General features: G+C 39.5%; 11 protein-coding genes and 1 pseudogene. 11 read left to right on the forward strand and 1 reads right to left on the reverse strand.

What is annotated here, in order from left to right:
* The first annotated feature begins 353 nt into the window (after nt 1-353).
* The 9 genes from RZN25_16250 (at nt 354) to RZN25_16290 (ending at nt 14,991) form a co-directional block, all read left to right on the forward strand.
* Entirely contained in the window at nt 354-713 is a 360-nt protein-coding gene (locus RZN25_16250) for a hypothetical protein (GenBank protein MEQ6378365.1), read from the forward strand.
* Nucleotides 677-1,453 (forward strand): membrane protein insertase YidC, encoded by a 777-nt coding sequence (yidC, locus tag RZN25_16255; protein ID MEQ6378366.1) that lies wholly within the window; start codon nt 677-679, stop codon nt 1,451-1,453. The genes RZN25_16250 and yidC overlap by 37 nt, the downstream gene beginning before the upstream one ends.
* 975 nt (nt 1,454-2,428) lie before the next feature.
* Nucleotides 2,429-3,511, forward strand: a complete 1,083-nt coding sequence (locus RZN25_16260) for a carbamoyl phosphate synthase small subunit (GenBank protein ID MEQ6378367.1) — start codon at nt 2,429-2,431, stop codon at nt 3,509-3,511.
* A complete protein-coding gene (gene carB / locus RZN25_16265) occupies nt 3,498-6,734 on the forward strand; it encodes a carbamoyl-phosphate synthase (glutamine-hydrolyzing) large subunit (GenBank protein ID MEQ6378368.1) in 3,237 nt (1,078 codons plus the stop codon). The genes RZN25_16260 and carB overlap by 14 nt, the downstream gene beginning before the upstream one ends.
* 4 nt (nt 6,735-6,738) lie before the next feature.
* The gene (gene argF, locus RZN25_16270; protein MEQ6378369.1) at nt 6,739-7,704 is read left to right on the forward strand and encodes an ornithine carbamoyltransferase; all 966 of its coding nucleotides are present in this window, start codon (nt 6,739-6,741) and stop codon (nt 7,702-7,704) included.
* 216 nt (nt 7,705-7,920) lie between these two features.
* Nucleotides 7,921-9,147, forward strand: coding sequence for an argininosuccinate synthase (locus RZN25_16275; protein MEQ6378370.1), 1,227 nt, complete (start codon nt 7,921-7,923; stop codon nt 9,145-9,147).
* An 83-nt stretch (nt 9,148-9,230) separates the two neighbouring features.
* Nucleotides 9,231-10,604, forward strand: a complete 1,374-nt coding sequence (gene argH, locus RZN25_16280) for an argininosuccinate lyase (protein ID MEQ6378371.1) — start codon at nt 9,231-9,233, stop codon at nt 10,602-10,604.
* A gap of 770 nt (nt 10,605-11,374) precedes the next feature.
* Complete coding sequence (locus RZN25_16285) at nt 11,375-11,836, forward strand: MarR family transcriptional regulator (GenBank protein MEQ6378372.1); 462 nt, start codon at nt 11,375-11,377, stop codon at nt 11,834-11,836.
* A 2-nt stretch (nt 11,837-11,838) separates the two neighbouring features.
* Nucleotides 11,839-14,991 (forward strand): MMPL family transporter, encoded by a 3,153-nt coding sequence (locus RZN25_16290; GenBank protein ID MEQ6378373.1) that lies wholly within the window; start codon nt 11,839-11,841, stop codon nt 14,989-14,991.
* 195 nt (nt 14,992-15,186) lie between these two features.
* Here the strand turns inward: RZN25_16290 and RZN25_16295 are convergent.
* Nucleotides 15,187-15,300 (reverse strand): annotated as a pseudogene (locus RZN25_16295) (GNAT family N-acetyltransferase).
* A gap of 70 nt (nt 15,301-15,370) precedes the next feature.
* Here RZN25_16295 and RZN25_16300 point away from each other — a divergent pair.
* A complete protein-coding gene (locus tag RZN25_16300) occupies nt 15,371-15,775 on the forward strand; it encodes a DUF4830 domain-containing protein (GenBank protein MEQ6378374.1) in 405 nt (134 codons plus the stop codon).
* Nucleotides 15,776-15,780: 5 nt separating this feature from the next.
* Nucleotides 15,781-16,137, forward strand: coding sequence for a VOC family protein (locus RZN25_16305; protein MEQ6378375.1), 357 nt, complete (start codon nt 15,781-15,783; stop codon nt 16,135-16,137).
* The last annotated feature ends 209 nt before the right edge of the window (nt 16,138-16,346 follow it).

Here is a 16,346-nt window from a genome sequence, read left to right on the forward strand (position 1 = left end):
CTAAAGGTCCTTGAACCAATCGGACATTTACGGGCAGCCAATCATGAAACAAGCATCACTAACAAGGATGAAAAATTTAATGTTTTATTTTCATGGAAGTTTATCCCCTACCTACTCTTTTCTCTTCCCGTAAGACTTGAGGTGGGGGTATTACTACCCGTTAATGCGAGATAAAGTAAAATGAAAATCCGTATTAAGGGACCAACACAAAAGAATCTCCCTTATAGTATGTAAATCTATAAGGAGAGGTTCTTTTGTGTTGGAAAAAAAGGAATCTTTTCTCTTTTGACAATCGTAAAGAAATGTAAGATGATGGGTAAGTATCTTTTTTATCGTGAAGGAGGTGAGTACAGATGATTCTCGAAATATTGAATGAGATTTTAAGTGATTTTTCTCCGTTTTATTTATATGTGGGATTTCTTTTGTTTTTTGCATTTTCTTATGCATCAATTACCATTGCTCCTCATTATGTCACGAGTAACTCATATTATATCTCTAATACCGAGATGGTAGATTTTATTGCCTGGTGTGAGCATCGTATCTTAGGACTAAGGCACCGAATACAAACCTGGATTTCTGAAAAAATTAAACGGAAAGAAAGCCCGGAAAATGACTCAGAGGGTCACCATTGTTGTTCCTTTTTACATCTAGATTATAAATCTCAAGGAGGACAACAATGTCTGTATTCACTTCCACAAAAAAATATAGCTTAGTTTTATTGTTATTAGTTCTTGTTTTAACAGGATGTGGTGTATCCAACGAACCCATCAATGCGGAAACTTCAGGATGGTTCAACCATTATTTTGTATATAACTTTTCCCAGTTAATTAAATGGATTGCGGAATTACTAGGTGGAAACTATGGTCTTTCTATTATCGCCATGACCCTTCTTATACGGTTAGCCTTGTTACCTCTTATGATGAAACAGTCTAAAGGTAGCTATGCTTCTCGTGAAAAGATGCAGGTTATTAAACCTGAATTAGATGAGCTTCAAAATAAATATAAAGGGAAGAAGGATCCTGAAAGCCGCCAAAAAATGCAGCAGGAAATGATGCAACTCTATCAAAAGCATCAATTTAACCCTATAGCATCGATAGGCTGCCTCCCGCTGATTATTCAATTCCCGATATTAATAGGTTTCTATTATGCAATCTTAAGGACACCAGAGATTGCTTCTCATACTTTTCTATGGTTCAACTTAGGACAGGTTGATTATGTGATGCCATTTATTGCAGCAGCCATCTATTACTTACAATTTAAAGTAAGTATGATTGGGATGGACCCTGCCCAACAAAAACAAATGGCTTTCATGGGACTGTTATCTCCATTAATGATCGGGTTTGTATCTTTTACAACACCAGCTGCCCTTCCATTATATTGGACAGTCGGTGGTCTATTCCTAATTGGACAATCCTTGTTATTTAAAAAACTTTATGCGAAAAAAGATGAATAAATAGAATGTTGATTTGAGCACTCCTCCTTTTCCTTTTGGTGGAGTGCTTTTTAAATTTCAATAGGGGGGTTCTATTTACTGATACTCCGTCTATATGAGTGAAAATGTGTGGATAGAAAGGTTCTATTGACTGAAATAGGACTTCCCAAAGAGAAAAGGCGTAAATAGAGCCGTTCTATTGACTGATATAGTACTTTTCAAAGAGAAAAGGCGTCAATAGAGCCGTTCTATTGACTGATATTGGACTTCCTAAAGAGAAAAGGCGTCAATAGAGCCGTTCTATTGACTGAAATAGGACTTCCCAAAGAGAAAAGGCGTCAATAGAGCTGTTCTATTGACCGATATTGGACTTCCCAAAGAGAAAAGGCGTCAATAGAGCCGTTCTATTGACTGATATTGGACTTTCCAAAGAGAAAAGGCGTAAATAGAGCCGTTCTATTGACTGAAATAGCACTTTTCAAAGAAAAAAGGCGTAAATAGAGCCGTTCTATTGACTGAAATAGCACTTTTCAAAGAAAAAAGGCGTCAATAGAGCCGTTCTATTGACTGAAATAGCACTTTCCAAAGAGAAAAGGCGTAAATAGAGCTGTTCTATTGACCGAAATAGGACTTTCCAAAGAGAAAAGGCGTCAATAGAGCCGTTCTATTGACCGAAATAGCACTTCCTAAAGAGAAAAGGCGTCAATAGAGCCGTTCTATTGACTGATATTGCACTTCCTAAAGAGAAAAGGCGTAAATAGAGCCGTTCTATTGACTGAGAATCCTCTTCCCAGGTAAAACTACGCAAATAGAACACAAGTTTATATAAGTTTAACTAATAGCACCCTCACTCAACCACCTGAAATATACAATGACTTGAATAAAAATAAAAAATTAACCAAATTATCGTATTGTTATTGAATAAAAATTCTAATAAATGTATAATCATAAATTATAAGCAAAGGAAGCATCAAATGGTTGCAGGGAGGTTTTTGTGTGGAGAAAGGATATCTTGTCCTTGAAACAGGTGAGGTTTTCGAAGGAATAAGGATTGGAAGTCAAACTAATAGCTTAGGAGAAGTTGTCTTTAACACGAGCATGACAGGGTATCAGGAAATGATGACAGATCCATCCTATACAGGGCAAATTTTAACGTTTTGTTATCCGTTGATTGGAAACTACGGAATTAATTTAGTAGATAACGAAAGTAAGAAACCAACGCTTGCTGGGGTCATTATTGGGAATGCCTGTGAGGAGCCCAGCCACTATCAATCGGTACAATCACTATCCGAACAGCTGGTGCAAGTTGGTGTTCCTGGCCTAACTGGTGTGGACACTAGGGCGCTGACTAAGGCCATACGTAAACAAGGAACGGTTAAGGGCTACCTATCAGCCGAAGAGGCCCCCCAACCACAAATTTTTCAGGAAAAAGAAAAAGAGTTCTGGGTTGGGCAGGTGTCGACAAAGGCCGTTAAGAAATACCTGGGGCGCGGGCCACATGTGGTGTTAATAGATTATGGGTATAAGAAGTCAATTTTGAAGGCGTTACAGCATGCTGGGTGTGCGGTGACGGTGGTTCCGTATTCTTATTCGTTTCAGCAGGTGCAGAGTTTGCAGCCGGATGGGGTTGTGTTTAGTAATGGGCCGGGGGATCCGATGGCACTTGAAAAATGGTTTCCGGAGATTAAGAAAATTACTCAAACATACCCAAGTCTAGGGATTTGCTTAGGGCACCAGTTAATTGCGTTAGCATACGGTGCAAAGACAGAAAAGATGAAGTATGGTCATCGCGGGGGGAATCATCCCGTGAAGGAGATTAAAACGGGCAAGGTTCATATGACACCGCAAAATCACAGTTATGTGGTGACAGTTGCCAGTATTAAGACGAGTGAGTTTGAAGTAACGTATCGCAATATCAATGACCAAACAATAGAGGGATTGAAGCATAAAAAATATCCAATTGAATTGGTTCAATTTCATCCTGAAGCTCATCCTGGGCCAAGCGACACGGCTCATGTGTTCCAACAGTTCATTGACCAAATTTCATCAGTAGGAGAGTTTCAATATGCCATTACGTAAAGGATTAGAGAAAGTACTTGTGATTGGTTCCGGTCCCATCGTCATTGGGCAGGCCGCTGAATTCGACTACGCAGGAACACAGGCCTGCCTGGCTCTTAAAGAGGAAGGTCTGAAAGTTGTTCTCGTCAACAACAACCCCGCTACCATCATGACCGACCAAACCATTGCTGACGAAGTGTATATGGAGCCACTAACAGTTGAGTCATTGGATAAAATCATTGCCAAGGAACGTCCAGATGGTGTTATAGGAACGCTTGGGGGGCAAACCGGTCTCAATTTAAGTGTAAACCTATATAAAAATAATATTTTAGAAAAATACGGCGTTGATTTGCTGGGAACCTCCGTTGAGTCGATTCAACAGGGGGAAGACAGGGAGAAGTTTAGACAGCTCATGGTCGATATTAAAGAGCCGATCCCGGAATCTAAAATTATAGAAGACTATCAATCGGGTCTGGATTTCACCAAAGAAATTGGTTTTCCTGTCATTATTCGTCCAGCCTACACCCTTGGGGGATCTGGTGGTGGTTTTGCTTATAACGAGGCTGAGCTAGAGAGAGTCCTGAAAAATGGTTTAAACGCCAGTCCAATTCATCAAGTGTTAGTGGAAAAGAGTATTAAGGGATGGAAGGAAGTCGAATATGAAGTGATGCGCGATGAGAATGATACGTGCATCGTCGTTTGTAACATGGAGAACATAGACCCAGTTGGGGTGCATACAGGGGATTCAATTGTCGTTGCCCCGTCTCAAACATTGTCTGACGTGCAGTATCAAATGCTGCGTGATTCATCATTGAAGGTCATTCGTTCTTTACACATTGTGGGAGGCTGTAACATTCAATTTGCGTTGAATCCTAAGTCGAATGAATATTGCATTATTGAAGTGAATCCTCGGGTGAGTCGATCGTCAGCATTGGCCTCAAAAGCAACGGGTTATCCGATCGCAAGGATGGCGGCCAAATGTGCGGTTGGTTATCACCTTGATGAGATTTTGAATCCTATCACAGGAAATACGTACGCATCCTTTGAACCAGCCATTGATTATATTGTAGTGAAGTTACCGCGCTTTCCTTTTGATAAATTTTCTGAGGGGAATCGTACACTTGGAACACAGATGAAGGCAACCGGAGAAGTGATGGCGATAGATCGTTCCTTTGAAGGGGCTTTAAATAAAGCGATTCGTTCTCTAGAGATTAAACTATTTGGGTTGAAGACGAAAAATGTTTCAGCCATGGATGATGAGACATTGGTGGAACACCTTCGTACGGCGACAGATGTAAGGCTGTTCGCAATTGCTGAGGCCTTTTATCGAGGAATGAGTGTATCAGATGTTCAGTCACACACTGAGATTGATCCGTGGTTCTTGGAGAGCATTCGTGGGTTAGTGCAGTTGGACTTGGAGTTGTCGGGCTATACTTGGGAGACCGTTCCATTGGAACTTTTGCAAAAAGCAAAGAAGAAAAATGTTAGTGACCACCGAATAGCATCGATTTTTGGTATCCCTGAAAAAGTGGTTCGGAGAAAGTGGAAGAACCTTGATTGGAAGCCAGGCTACAAATTAGTAGATACATGTGCAGCAGAATTTGATGCAGTAACACCGTACTACTACTCTACTTGGCAAGGAGAGGATGAGGTAGAACCCTCTGAGAAGCCTAAGATTTTAGTTATTGGATCAGGTCCGATTCGAATTGGGCAGGGAGTAGAGTTTGATTATTGCTCTGTTCATGCAGCACTTGCTGTGAAGAAGCTAGGGTATGAAGCAATTGTCATCAATAACAATCCGGAAACAGTGAGTACGGATTACTCTATTGCCGATCGACTTTATTTTGAACCGTTGGCGGTGGAAGATGTTCTTCAGATCATTGAGAAGGAAAAGGTCCAAGGGGTACTCATTCAGTTTGGGGGACAGACAGCTATTAATCTGGCTTGGGAATTACAGGAGGAAGGCATACCTATTTTGGGGACTTCTGTTGAGGCTATCGATGCCTTGGAAGATCGAGAGCAATTCTATCAGTTTCTTAAAAAGTTAGAAATACCTCATATCACAGGTGCAACAGCTTCTAGTGGAGAGGAAATTTTGAAGAAAGCACAATCTATTGGCTATCCAGTGTTGGTAAGGCCATCCTACGTGATAGGCGGGCAATCGATGTTTATTTTTCATGATGAGATTGAACTAGAGAAGTATGTCAGTCGTCTTGAGAAAGAAGAACAGGGGGAAAAACTATTTCCATTGTTAGTTGATTCTTATATTCCTGGAGTGGAATGTGAAGTTGATGTAATCAGTGATGGAAAAGATGTGGTCATCCCTGGCATAATGGAGCATGTGGAAAAAGCGGGAGTTCATTCGGGAGACAGCACTATGATTTTTCCACCCGTCACCTTGTCTGAGAAGACGAAGGATACTCTTGTTCAATATGCGACACAAATAGCTGCTAATGCCCCCATCATTGGAATGATGAATATTCAGTTTGTAGTATCTGCTGATGTGGTTTATGTGCTTGAGGTAAATCCGCGTTCCTCTCGCACGGTACCCATTATGAGTAAGGTAACAGAAACCGAGATGGTGGAGCTTGCTGTTCGTGTTCAACTTGGAGAAGAGCTTCATTCAATAGGTGATGGTGAGACAGGTTTATTAAAAGAGCCATCTTTCTATTCCGTAAAAGTGCCCGTTTTCTCCTCTGCAAAATTAAACGGAGTGGACTCCATTTTAGGTCCTGAAATGAAGTCGACAGGAGAGGTCTTAGGACTTGGAAATACGGTAGAAGAGGCGATGCAAAAGGCCGTTTATTTTGATGAGAAGCAAGTGGGACTCTCTATTGAAAAAGGATCTTATCTATTTTGTTCCATATCCGAACCAGCAAAAGCAGAAAGTCTATCATTGATTAAGATGGCAGTGGAGAAAGGATTCCAAATCATTGGGACTACAGGCACTGTGGAGTTTTTAGAAGAGAACGGTGTAAAAGCACTTGAAGTTGAAAAAGACGAGAACCAACTTGAAGACTGGTGGAAATCTGACAAACTAGCAGGAGTATTGAATATCCCGACGCAAGGTCGCAGCCAGGAAAAGTTAGGATTTTTCATTCGGGAATTGTCGGTAAAATACCAGGTTCCTTGTTTTACAAGTTTAGATACGTTTGAAATGGTGTTGGGGTTAGAAAAAGATGTTGATGCTATGGTTCGTTCCTTAGGTGAGTATCACGAGAAAAAACAATATGTCATGAGGTGATGAGATGGGGAGTAAAGTTGAATGGCCCATAAAGAATGTGGGAGTAAATCATAAGGATTTTGTTACGATTGCGGATTACTCAACGGGAGAGATAATGGCTCTTCTTCAAGATGCGTTACAGATGAAAAAGCTTCAGAAAGCTGGCAAGGCTGACCCGGTGCTTGCGGGGAAAGTGCTTGGAATGATTTTTGAAAAGTCATCAACAAGAACACGTGTCTCCTTTGAAGTAGGAATGCTACAAATGGGAGGTCATGCTATTTTCCTAAGTTCAAAGGATATCCAGCTTGGACGTGGAGAGAGCATATCGGATACGGCGAAGGTTTTATCTCGTTATGTGGATGGGATTATGATCCGCACCTTCGAGCATTCCAAAGTGGAAGAACTCGCTTACCATGCGACAGTTCCGGTCATAAATGGATTATCGGATTTACATCATCCTGCTCAGGTGCTGGCTGATCTACTAACCATTCTTGAGAAAAAAGGAAAGCTGGCTGGATTAAAGCTAAGTTATATTGGGGATGGATATAACAATATGACTCACTCGCTCATGGAGGGTGCAGCAAAAGTAGGAATGGATATTGCGGTTGCTTGTCCAATGGGTTATGAACCGAATCAGCAAATTACCAATCAGGCGAAGCAGTTTGCAAAGCAAATGGGAAGCAGTGTAGTCGTGACTAGTGATCCAGTGGAAGCGATCCAGAATGCTGATGTGATTGTAACGGATGTATGGACCAGTATGGGGATGGAAGAGGAAGCGGAGAAAAGATTAAAGGACTTTGAATCCTATCAGGTGAATAAGGAACTGTGTAGCCATGCTAAGTCGGATTATATTTTTCTCCATTGCTTACCAGCCCATCGTGGGGAAGAGGTAACATCAGAAATTATCGATGGTCCACATTCTGTTGTTTTTGATGAAGCAGAAAATAGACTTCATGCACAAAAAGCCATTCTAAAAGCATTGATGAATTAAGTGTTCCTTTAGAAGTGTCTAGTTCATGGAGAAAACGCAGAGTCTGAACTTAATCTATAAACCTATTTGAATACTTACATCGAACTTTTAAAAAAAGCCGTGGTAAATCGATTGAAATTTTTCTGAAAAGATGTTATTTTTTTAATGCAAAATGTATAAACATACTGTATAATTAATAATTATTCACTAGGAATACACGTGAGGAGTGGTTTTAACATGGCAAAGGAAAAAGTGGTGTTGGCATATTCAGGAGGTCTAGATACTTCTGTTGCAATAAAGTGGATCCAAGAAAAGTATGGTTATGATGTGATTGCTCTTGGTTTGGATGTTGGGGAAGGAAAGGATCTTGAGGCAATTAAGGATAAGGCCTTAAAGGTTGGGGCTATTAAGGCTTATATTACAGATGCAAAGGAAATGTTGGCAAAGGAATATATCGTTCCAGCTTTAAAAGGAAACTGTTTGTACGAAGGGAAGTATCCAATCTCTTCTGCATTATCTCGTCCGTTAATTTCCAAGCTGTTAGTAGAAGTTGCGAAGCAGGAAGGTGCAGTTGCTGTTGCCCATGGTTGTACAGGAAAAGGAAATGACCAGGTTCGTTTTGAAGTAGCTATTCAGGCCCTTGATCCAGATTTACAAGTGATAGCGCCAGTTCGTGAATGGGGCATGACTCGTGACGAAGAACTAGAATATGCCGAGCAAAAAGGGATTCCTGTTCCAGTTAGCAAGGAAAATCCATTCTCTATTGATGCAAACATTTGGGGGCGTGCATGTGAAGCGGGGGTTCTTGAAAACCCTTGGAATGAAGCGCCTGAAGCTGCGTTTGATTGGACCAATCCGATTGAGTTAACGCCAGACGAAGCGGAATATGTGGAGATTACTTTTGAAGAAGGTGTTCCTGTTGCGTTGAACGGAGAGGAAATGGACCTTGTTCCTTTAATTGAAGAGCTAAACCTACTTGGCGGAAAGCACGGGGTTGGACGTATTGACCATATCGAAAACCGCCTTGTCGGCATTAAGTCTCGTGAGGTTTATGAAAACCCGGGAGCTTTAATTTTAATCAATGCTCATAAGGAGCTTGAATTTTTAACTCTTCCACGTGAGGTAACTCAATATAAAGCGAATGTAGATCAACAGCTTTCTAAGCTAATCTATGACGGTCTATGGTATTCACCGTTAAAGTCTGCTTTGGATGCTTTTATCAATGAAACTCAAGAAGTGGTATCTGGTACGATTCGTGTGAAGCTCCATAAAGGCAACCACATGGTCGTGGGCCGTAAATCAGAACACAGCCTTTACAATGAAGAATTGGCCACATACTCAAAAGGGGATGCCTTTGATCACAATGCGGCGGTAGGGTTCATTAAACTTTGGGGACTTTCTACTAAAGTTTACTCTCAGGTGAACCAAAAGAAGCCCGAAAAAGAGGTTGTTTTGGCGAAATAGTCTAGATGGATTATACTATAAGCAATCAACGAAGAGCGTCGCTTTTTAGGGCGCTCTCTACTTTTGTACTGGAGGAATGAATCATGTCAAAATTATGGGGCGGACGCTTTACCAAAGAAACAAATAAGCTTGTGGAGGAGTTTACGGCTTCTATTAACTTCGATCAAAAATTAGCACTCGAGGACATTGAGGGCAGCTTGGCCCACGTTCAAATGTTGGGTGATTGCAACATTATCCCATTGGAGGATGTTGATAAAATTAAAGATGGCCTCCAACAAATTAAGGGTAAGGTTTTGGACGGAACTATGGAATACTCCGTGGCTGATGAAGATATTCATATGAATATCGAGAAGCAGCTCATTGAATTGATTGGTCCTGTTGGTGGAAAATTGCATACGGGACGCAGCCGGAATGACCAAGTGGCAACGGATATGCACCTGTATTTACGTACGAAAACAAAGCAATTGATTGAATTGGTTCAATCTGTCCAAGAAGCTTTGATTGGTCAGGCTGAGGAAAATGTGGAAACCATTGTTCCAGGATACACACATCTTCAACGAGCCCAACCAGTTTCTTTTGGCCATCATTTAATGGCTTACTTTTGGATGTTTGAGCGTGACAAAGAGCGTCTAACAGATAGTCAAAAGCGTATCAATTGGCTTCCTCTTGGAGCTGGGGCTCTTGCGGGAACAACTTTTCCTATTGAACGTGAAAAGGTGGGTGATATCCTTGGTTTTGACATGATCTATCCGAATAGTATGGATGCTGTTAGTGACCGTGATTTTATCGTCGAGTTCCTTTCTATTGCTTCGTTAATCATGACTCATATTTCTCGTTTGTCGGAGGAAATGGTGATCTGGTCCAGTCAGGAATTTCAATTTATCGAGCTTGATGATTCTTTCTGTACTGGTTCAAGCATTATGCCACAAAAGAAAAACCCTGATGTTCCTGAACTCCTTCGTGCAAAAACGGGCCGCGTATATGGAAACTTGATGGGACTGCTTACTGTGTTAAAAGGTCTTCCATTAGCCTACAACAAGGATATGCAGGAAGATAAAGAGGGGATGTTCGATACAGTTGAAACATTAGAAGGCTCTCTGAAACTGTTGGCTCCAATGATTGAAACAATGACTGTTAATCGTGAGGTCATGCGCCAAGCCGTGAATCAAGACTTTTCTAACGCAACCGATATAGCCGATTATTTGGTCACTAAAGGTCTTGCTTTCCGTGAAGCCCATGAGATCATTGGAAAAATTGTTCTTTATTCCATTAAAAATGGAAAGTTTTTGTTGGACCTTACAATGGAGGAATATAAGCAATTTAGTATTCTGTTTGAAGAGGATATTTATAAAGTATTAGCTCCTGACAACGTTGTGGCGGCTCGCTCTAGTTTTGGAGGGACAGCGCAGAAGCAAGTAGCTGCACAAATTCAGTTAGGGAAAGAGAGAATGAAATAAGAGTCTTGTTTGAAAGGTGTCTGCCTCGTTTGGGGTGGGCACTTTTTTAATTTAAGTTTTGTTGGTGAAAAAATAATAAAAGATCTCGCTTTATTGAGTTTCGTAGGTGGTTGAGGGCCAAAACTCGATTATAAGGCTTTCTTAATTAAGTTTTGTGGATGCTAGAGAGGTCAAACTCAATAATAAGGCTTTTTTAATTAAGTTTTGTAGATGCTAGAGAGGTCAAACTCAATAATAAGGCTTTTTTAATTAAGTTTTGTAGATGCTAGAGAGGTCAAACTCAATAATAAGGCTTTTTTAATTAAGTTTTGTAGATGCTAGAGAGGTCAAACTCAATAATAAGGCTTTTTTTATCGAGTTTCACCGATGGTAGAGTGCTAAAACTCAATTATAAAGCGTCCTTTATTGAGTTTTGACAACGAATGATGAATAAAAGTGAATTAAAAACCGTTTTTAATTAAGTTTCTCTGCTAAATCAAAGATAAAAGTGAATTATAGCAAGCTTATAATTGAGTTTTGCCAAAAATTTCATGTTCAAACTAAATAAAGGTTGACCTATAATTGAGTTCCCCTAATAATTAGAAGCCAAACAAAAAATTACCAACCTCTAAGTCGAGTTTTACATCTGGAACAGTCCTGTAAATGAATTAAGAACTCGTAATTCAGAAAGAAAAATCCCCCTCTCAAATCAATTGACTATCTCATAAAATCGTATTATAGTTAAATACGTTAACAATTAAACAATGAAACTATTATGGATGTGAATAGAGATGAAAAAAGAACATATTCAAGAACTTATTGATCGTTATGTTTATTTATCTTTTTCAGTAACAAAAAAGGCTGAGGCATTGATAACAGAGCAAATTGGAGCAGAATTGACTTATGACCAACAGTATATGCTCAGATACATTAAAAATACCCATCAATGTACATCAACGGAGCTAGCGGAAGTTTTTGATGTAAAAAAGAGTGCAATCACTGCTATTATCAATCGTCTCGCGGCAAAGGGATTGATTGAGCGTACGAGGGATGAGGATGACCGTCGAGTCGTTTATTTGACCTTGTCTAAGGGGGGAGAGGATCTATTTCAAAGAACAGAGGAGCGGGTACATTGTGCAGTTGAAAAAATAATACGTAAATTTGATCCGCAGGAAATTAAAGATTTTCTTAAAACCTACGAAAAGCTTGGAAGAGTATTAACGGAGATTAAAGTAGAGTCACAGGAGGAGTGATCATGAGAGGAATAATCAAGGGGAAATGGTTTATTGTTTTAGCTTGGATTGCAGTTACTGCTGTGCTTGTTACGACAGCGCCTAATATGGCAAATTTAGTAAGTGAAAAAGGGGAATTAGAAGTTCCCGAGGGATATTCGTCAACGTTAGCTTCTGAAATTCTAGCAGAGGTCCAAGATGGTGAGGAAACTACCGTAGCCTTAGTTTTTCATGAAGAGGATGGAAAAGCACTCGACATGGCTATGGTGGAAGAGGCAATCCAACGCCTTGAGGATAACAAAGATAAGTTAGGAATTGCGAGTATTACCACCCATTTTGACCAAGCAGAGCTAGAAGGCCAATTGGTAACAGAAGATAAGGATACTGTCTTAGCTTCTATAAGTATCGATATCCAAGAACGTGGTCCTAAAGAAGTTTCTGAATTGCTATATACAGAGATTGAAGACATTGATGTCGCCCATTACTATACAAGTAACTGGATGATCAACGAGGATTTGAATGAGAATGCGCAGGAAGGATTAAAGCGTACAGAAGGTATCACCGTAGTCTTTATTTTAATAGTGTTATTATTGGTATTCCGCTCATTCGTTGCGCCATTTGTTCCACTTTTAACCATTGGGTTAACATACTTAGCTTCTCAATCAGTAGTTGCATTTTTAGTTGATCAGTTTAACTTTCCAATATCATCCTATACGCAGATTTTCTTGGTAGCCATTTTATTTGGTATAGGAACGGACTATTGTATTTTGCTACTCAGTCGCTTTAAGGAAGAGATGGGAAATCATGAATCTCTAACGGATGCAATTGTGGAAACCTATCGTACTGCTGGAAAAACCGTTTTTTATAGTGGTTTAGCTGTAATGACAGGTTTCGCTGCGATTGGATTTTCTCAATTTAAACTCTATCAATCTGCTTCTGCTGTAGCGATTGGTGTTGCCCTATTACTTTTAGCTTTAACAACTATAGTTCCATTTTTTATGGTGGTTTTAGGTAAAAAATTATTCTGGCCAACACGTGGAAAAATTGAACATAAAGAGAGTAAGTTTTGGGATACGCTTGGACGTTTTTCCATTGCACGTCCGTTGTTAGCTCTTCTAATAGTAGGAGCTATCACCATCCCATTTCTAGCAACCTACGATGGAGAATTATCCTATAATTCCCTGAATGAGATGGGAGATGATGTGGCATCTGTAAAAGCCTTTAACATTATTTCTGACGGGTTTGGACCTGGAGAATCCATGCCAACCCAAGTTATTATTAAAAACGATGAAGAAATGGATTCTTCGGAGTATATAGTTTTAGCCGAAGAAATTAGTAATGAGTTAGCCAAGATTAATGGAGTGGACGTTGTACGCTCTGTTACTAGACCAACCGGAGAAATACTAGATGATTTATTCGTATCCTCTCAAGCTGAACAACTTAAGGATGGAATCACAGAAGCTAATAATGGAGTGAAAGAAATCAGTGATGGACTCCACGAAGCTAGCTCTGAAATGAAAAAATCCGAGCCTCAACTGGAAGAGGCAGTAGATGGAATTGAACAGCTTGTAACGGGAACAAATGAATTAAAGGAAGGAATTGTTCAACTGCAAGGTGGACTTTCCGAAATTGAACAAGGATTAAGAGATAGCTCTCTAGGAGCAGCAGAAGCAAGTAAAGGGTTAGCTGAAATTAAGTCTAATTTTGAAAAATTAGTTGCTGGAAGTAGAGAACTTTTAACAGGATATAAAGAAGCGCAAGCTGGACTTGGACAGTTGTATGGAAAATATGTTGAAGTTGAGGAAGGAGTTCAGCAATTATCTGATGGACTTAAACAGGCTAATCAATATTTCACAGCTCTTGAGAACAACCCTAACTATGAAGGTATAGAGCAAGATCAGTATTATCAAGGTTTAAAAGGGACTGTTCAGGGAGTACAACAACAACTAGCTGGATTAGCTCAAGGACTTACAGAACTAAACGCTAATTTGAATGGTGTTAGCAATGGCATTGCCCAAGCAAATACTTCCTTTGAAAATGACATCCTTGCCAATCAAGAACTTTTAGTTGCTGGGATGGGCGAATTATTAACTGGTTTGGATCAATTACAGTCTGGTTTAGAACAAATGGCGGCTGGCCAAGGAAAAGCTGTTGATAATATTCCATCCATCACAGATGGAGTAGAAGAAATTAATGGTGGTCAGAAAGAGTTATTGGATGGATTCAGTGGACTCGGTGATCAAATGTCTGAGTTAACAGGTGGTTTAACAGACGCTACCGATGGGTTGGATCAAATCTATGAAGGTTTAGAGGAAGCTACAACCTATTTATCTGGCATTGCAGATTCTCAAAATATTGGAATCTATGTTCCAGAGGAAACTTTTGAAACTGAGGAGTTTCAGGAGTTACTTGACCATTACTTGTCAGATAACAAAAAAGTAATGACTATGGATCTAATCTTTAGTGAGAATCCATACTCAAGCGAAGCAATGGATCAAATCGAGCCAATTAAAGAAACTATTTCTAGAGTTACGAAAGATACCAAGTTAGAAAATGCTCAAGTAGCTGTAGGTGGAATTACAAGTATTAACAAGGATTTAGCCACTATGTCTGATAAAGACTACAGTCGTACTGTAGTGCTTATGTTAATTGGTATTACGTTGATTCTTGTCATCTTGTTAAAATCTATGATCATGCCAATCTATTTAATTGGTTCATTGATTATTACCTATTACACATCAATGGCGATCTCTGAGTTTATTTTCGTAAATATTGTTGGGTATGATGGCTTAAGTTGGGTCGTATCCTTCTTTGCCTTCGTTATTTTAATTGCACTTGGTATCGATTATAGTATTTTCTTAATGGACCGTTTTAACGAATATAGAGGAAAGCCAGTACTAGAAGCAATGCTCGTATCTATGAGAAAAATGGGTACAGTTATTATTTCTGCTGCGATCATTCTAGGTGGAACCTTCGTAGCGATGATGCCATCTGGCGTGCTATCCCTCTTACAGATCGCAACAATTGTGTTAGTAGGTTTGATTCTATACGCTATGGTTGTTTTACCATTGTTTATCCCAGTTATGGTGAAAATCTTTGGTAAAGCTAACTGGTGGCCGTTCGTTGATAAGAAAAAACCCACATCAGTGGATAGAGGAAATACGTTAGACCAATAAAAATGTTTTATTCAGCCTGGGTGCTTTTGCATCCAGGCTTTTTCATTATTGCCCTCGCGATAAATTTAGAACGATGAGCAAAACGTGTAAAACGATGCGCAAACTCCCGAAACTGATGCGAACCATTCCAAAATAGATGCACAATTTTGGCATGAAAAATTAATAAATAAAAGAGATCTGGCAATTTGCCCGGTCTCATTCAAATTTATTCATCATCCAATAGCCTATATCTTTAAATCCAAGTCTCTTATATATCTTGCCAGCATTGGGATTATCGTAAAATAAGCATAATTCTTTGCCTTCCTTTAAAGCAGGAAAAACAAGAAAATCTGGGCTTAAAAGAAAGGGCCTAAACATAATATACGAGGGGGATTGGGAGTTGAAAAAAATTGTTTTGTTTGTGAGTCTTTTCCTCTTAGTTGGATGTAATACAACTTCTATACAAAAAGAGCATGAAGAGTATTTAACATCATTTGGGTGGCATATCCAAAAGTTCACTAAGAAAGAGACTATTACCATAGATTATCTTCCAGAAGCATTGGAATCCATAAAAATAGCTGGTTTAGATTTGGGACCTTACAAGGACCAGGAAGCAACAGTAACCTCTTATTTTTTAAAGGAAAAGCAAAAATCAGGAGATAAAATGACATTCCATATTTATGAAATTGATGGTAAAATTATTGGGGGATACGGGACATTAGAAAATTGGTCGCCTGGACTTTTTGCCTTGGATGACCGAGACGTATTAATAGAAAGAAATGTTATGAAAAAAGAAGGAGAGTAAGTTTAATGAAAACTAAACTATTGCATGTAAGAGCAAATGTTACAAATTTAAATCGCGCTATTGAATGGTATGAAAACGTTCTTGGGTTTAAGGTAAATGGTACCTGGCCCCATGAAAATCCAAATTATGCCCATTTTGAGGTAGGTGAAGGGGCTATTTTCTCTATTATGGAGGATGAGAATGTACCTTCCCATGCGCGATTTAATTTTACAGTTGATGATGTGGATGGATTATGGGAATCAATGAAAGATAAAGCTGAAGTGGTTGAAGAAATACTTAATACCCCTTATGGGACGAGAAAGTTTACGATACGCGATTTGGATGGAAATGAACTCGGCTTTGTGAGAGGACCGAAGTATTGAACTACCCCCGCCGTTCTTCGTGACCTTTCGTTGTGTTATGAAGGGTGAAACATCTTCAAGGGGATCTCTTGATGACGAATACTTAAGAAATCAAAAAAGGTAACCAAGCTCCCCATTTGGTTACCTTTTCAGCATTAAACATACTTAAAACGTCACCTAGAAAGCCAGTATGCGGCCTTTTGTTCACATTTTCGCAATAAAGTTGTTAC

The organism is Bacillaceae bacterium S4-13-56 (assembly GCA_040191315.1).
Taxonomy (GTDB): Bacteria; Bacillota; Bacilli; order Bacillales; family JAWJLM01; genus JAWJLM01.

Coding starts and splice junctions, on each gene's coding strand:
- RZN25_16250 (MEQ6378365.1), top strand. CDS start 354: ATGATTCTCGAAATATTGAATGAGATTTTAAGTGATTTTTCTCCGTTT.
- yidC (MEQ6378366.1), top strand. CDS start 677: ATGTCTGTATTCACTTCCACAAAAAAATATAGCTTAGTTTTATTGTTA.
- carB (MEQ6378368.1), top strand. CDS start 3,498: ATGCCATTACGTAAAGGATTAGAGAAAGTACTTGTGATTGGTTCCGGT.
- argF (MEQ6378369.1), top strand. CDS start 6,739: ATGGGGAGTAAAGTTGAATGGCCCATAAAGAATGTGGGAGTAAATCAT.
- RZN25_16275 (MEQ6378370.1), top strand. CDS start 7,921: ATGGCAAAGGAAAAAGTGGTGTTGGCATATTCAGGAGGTCTAGATACT.
- argH (MEQ6378371.1), top strand. CDS start 9,231: ATGTCAAAATTATGGGGCGGACGCTTTACCAAAGAAACAAATAAGCTT.
- RZN25_16285 (MEQ6378372.1), top strand. CDS start 11,375: ATGAAAAAAGAACATATTCAAGAACTTATTGATCGTTATGTTTATTTA.
- RZN25_16290 (MEQ6378373.1), top strand. CDS start 11,839: ATGAGAGGAATAATCAAGGGGAAATGGTTTATTGTTTTAGCTTGGATT.
- RZN25_16305 (MEQ6378375.1), top strand. CDS start 15,781: ATGAAAACTAAACTATTGCATGTAAGAGCAAATGTTACAAATTTAAAT.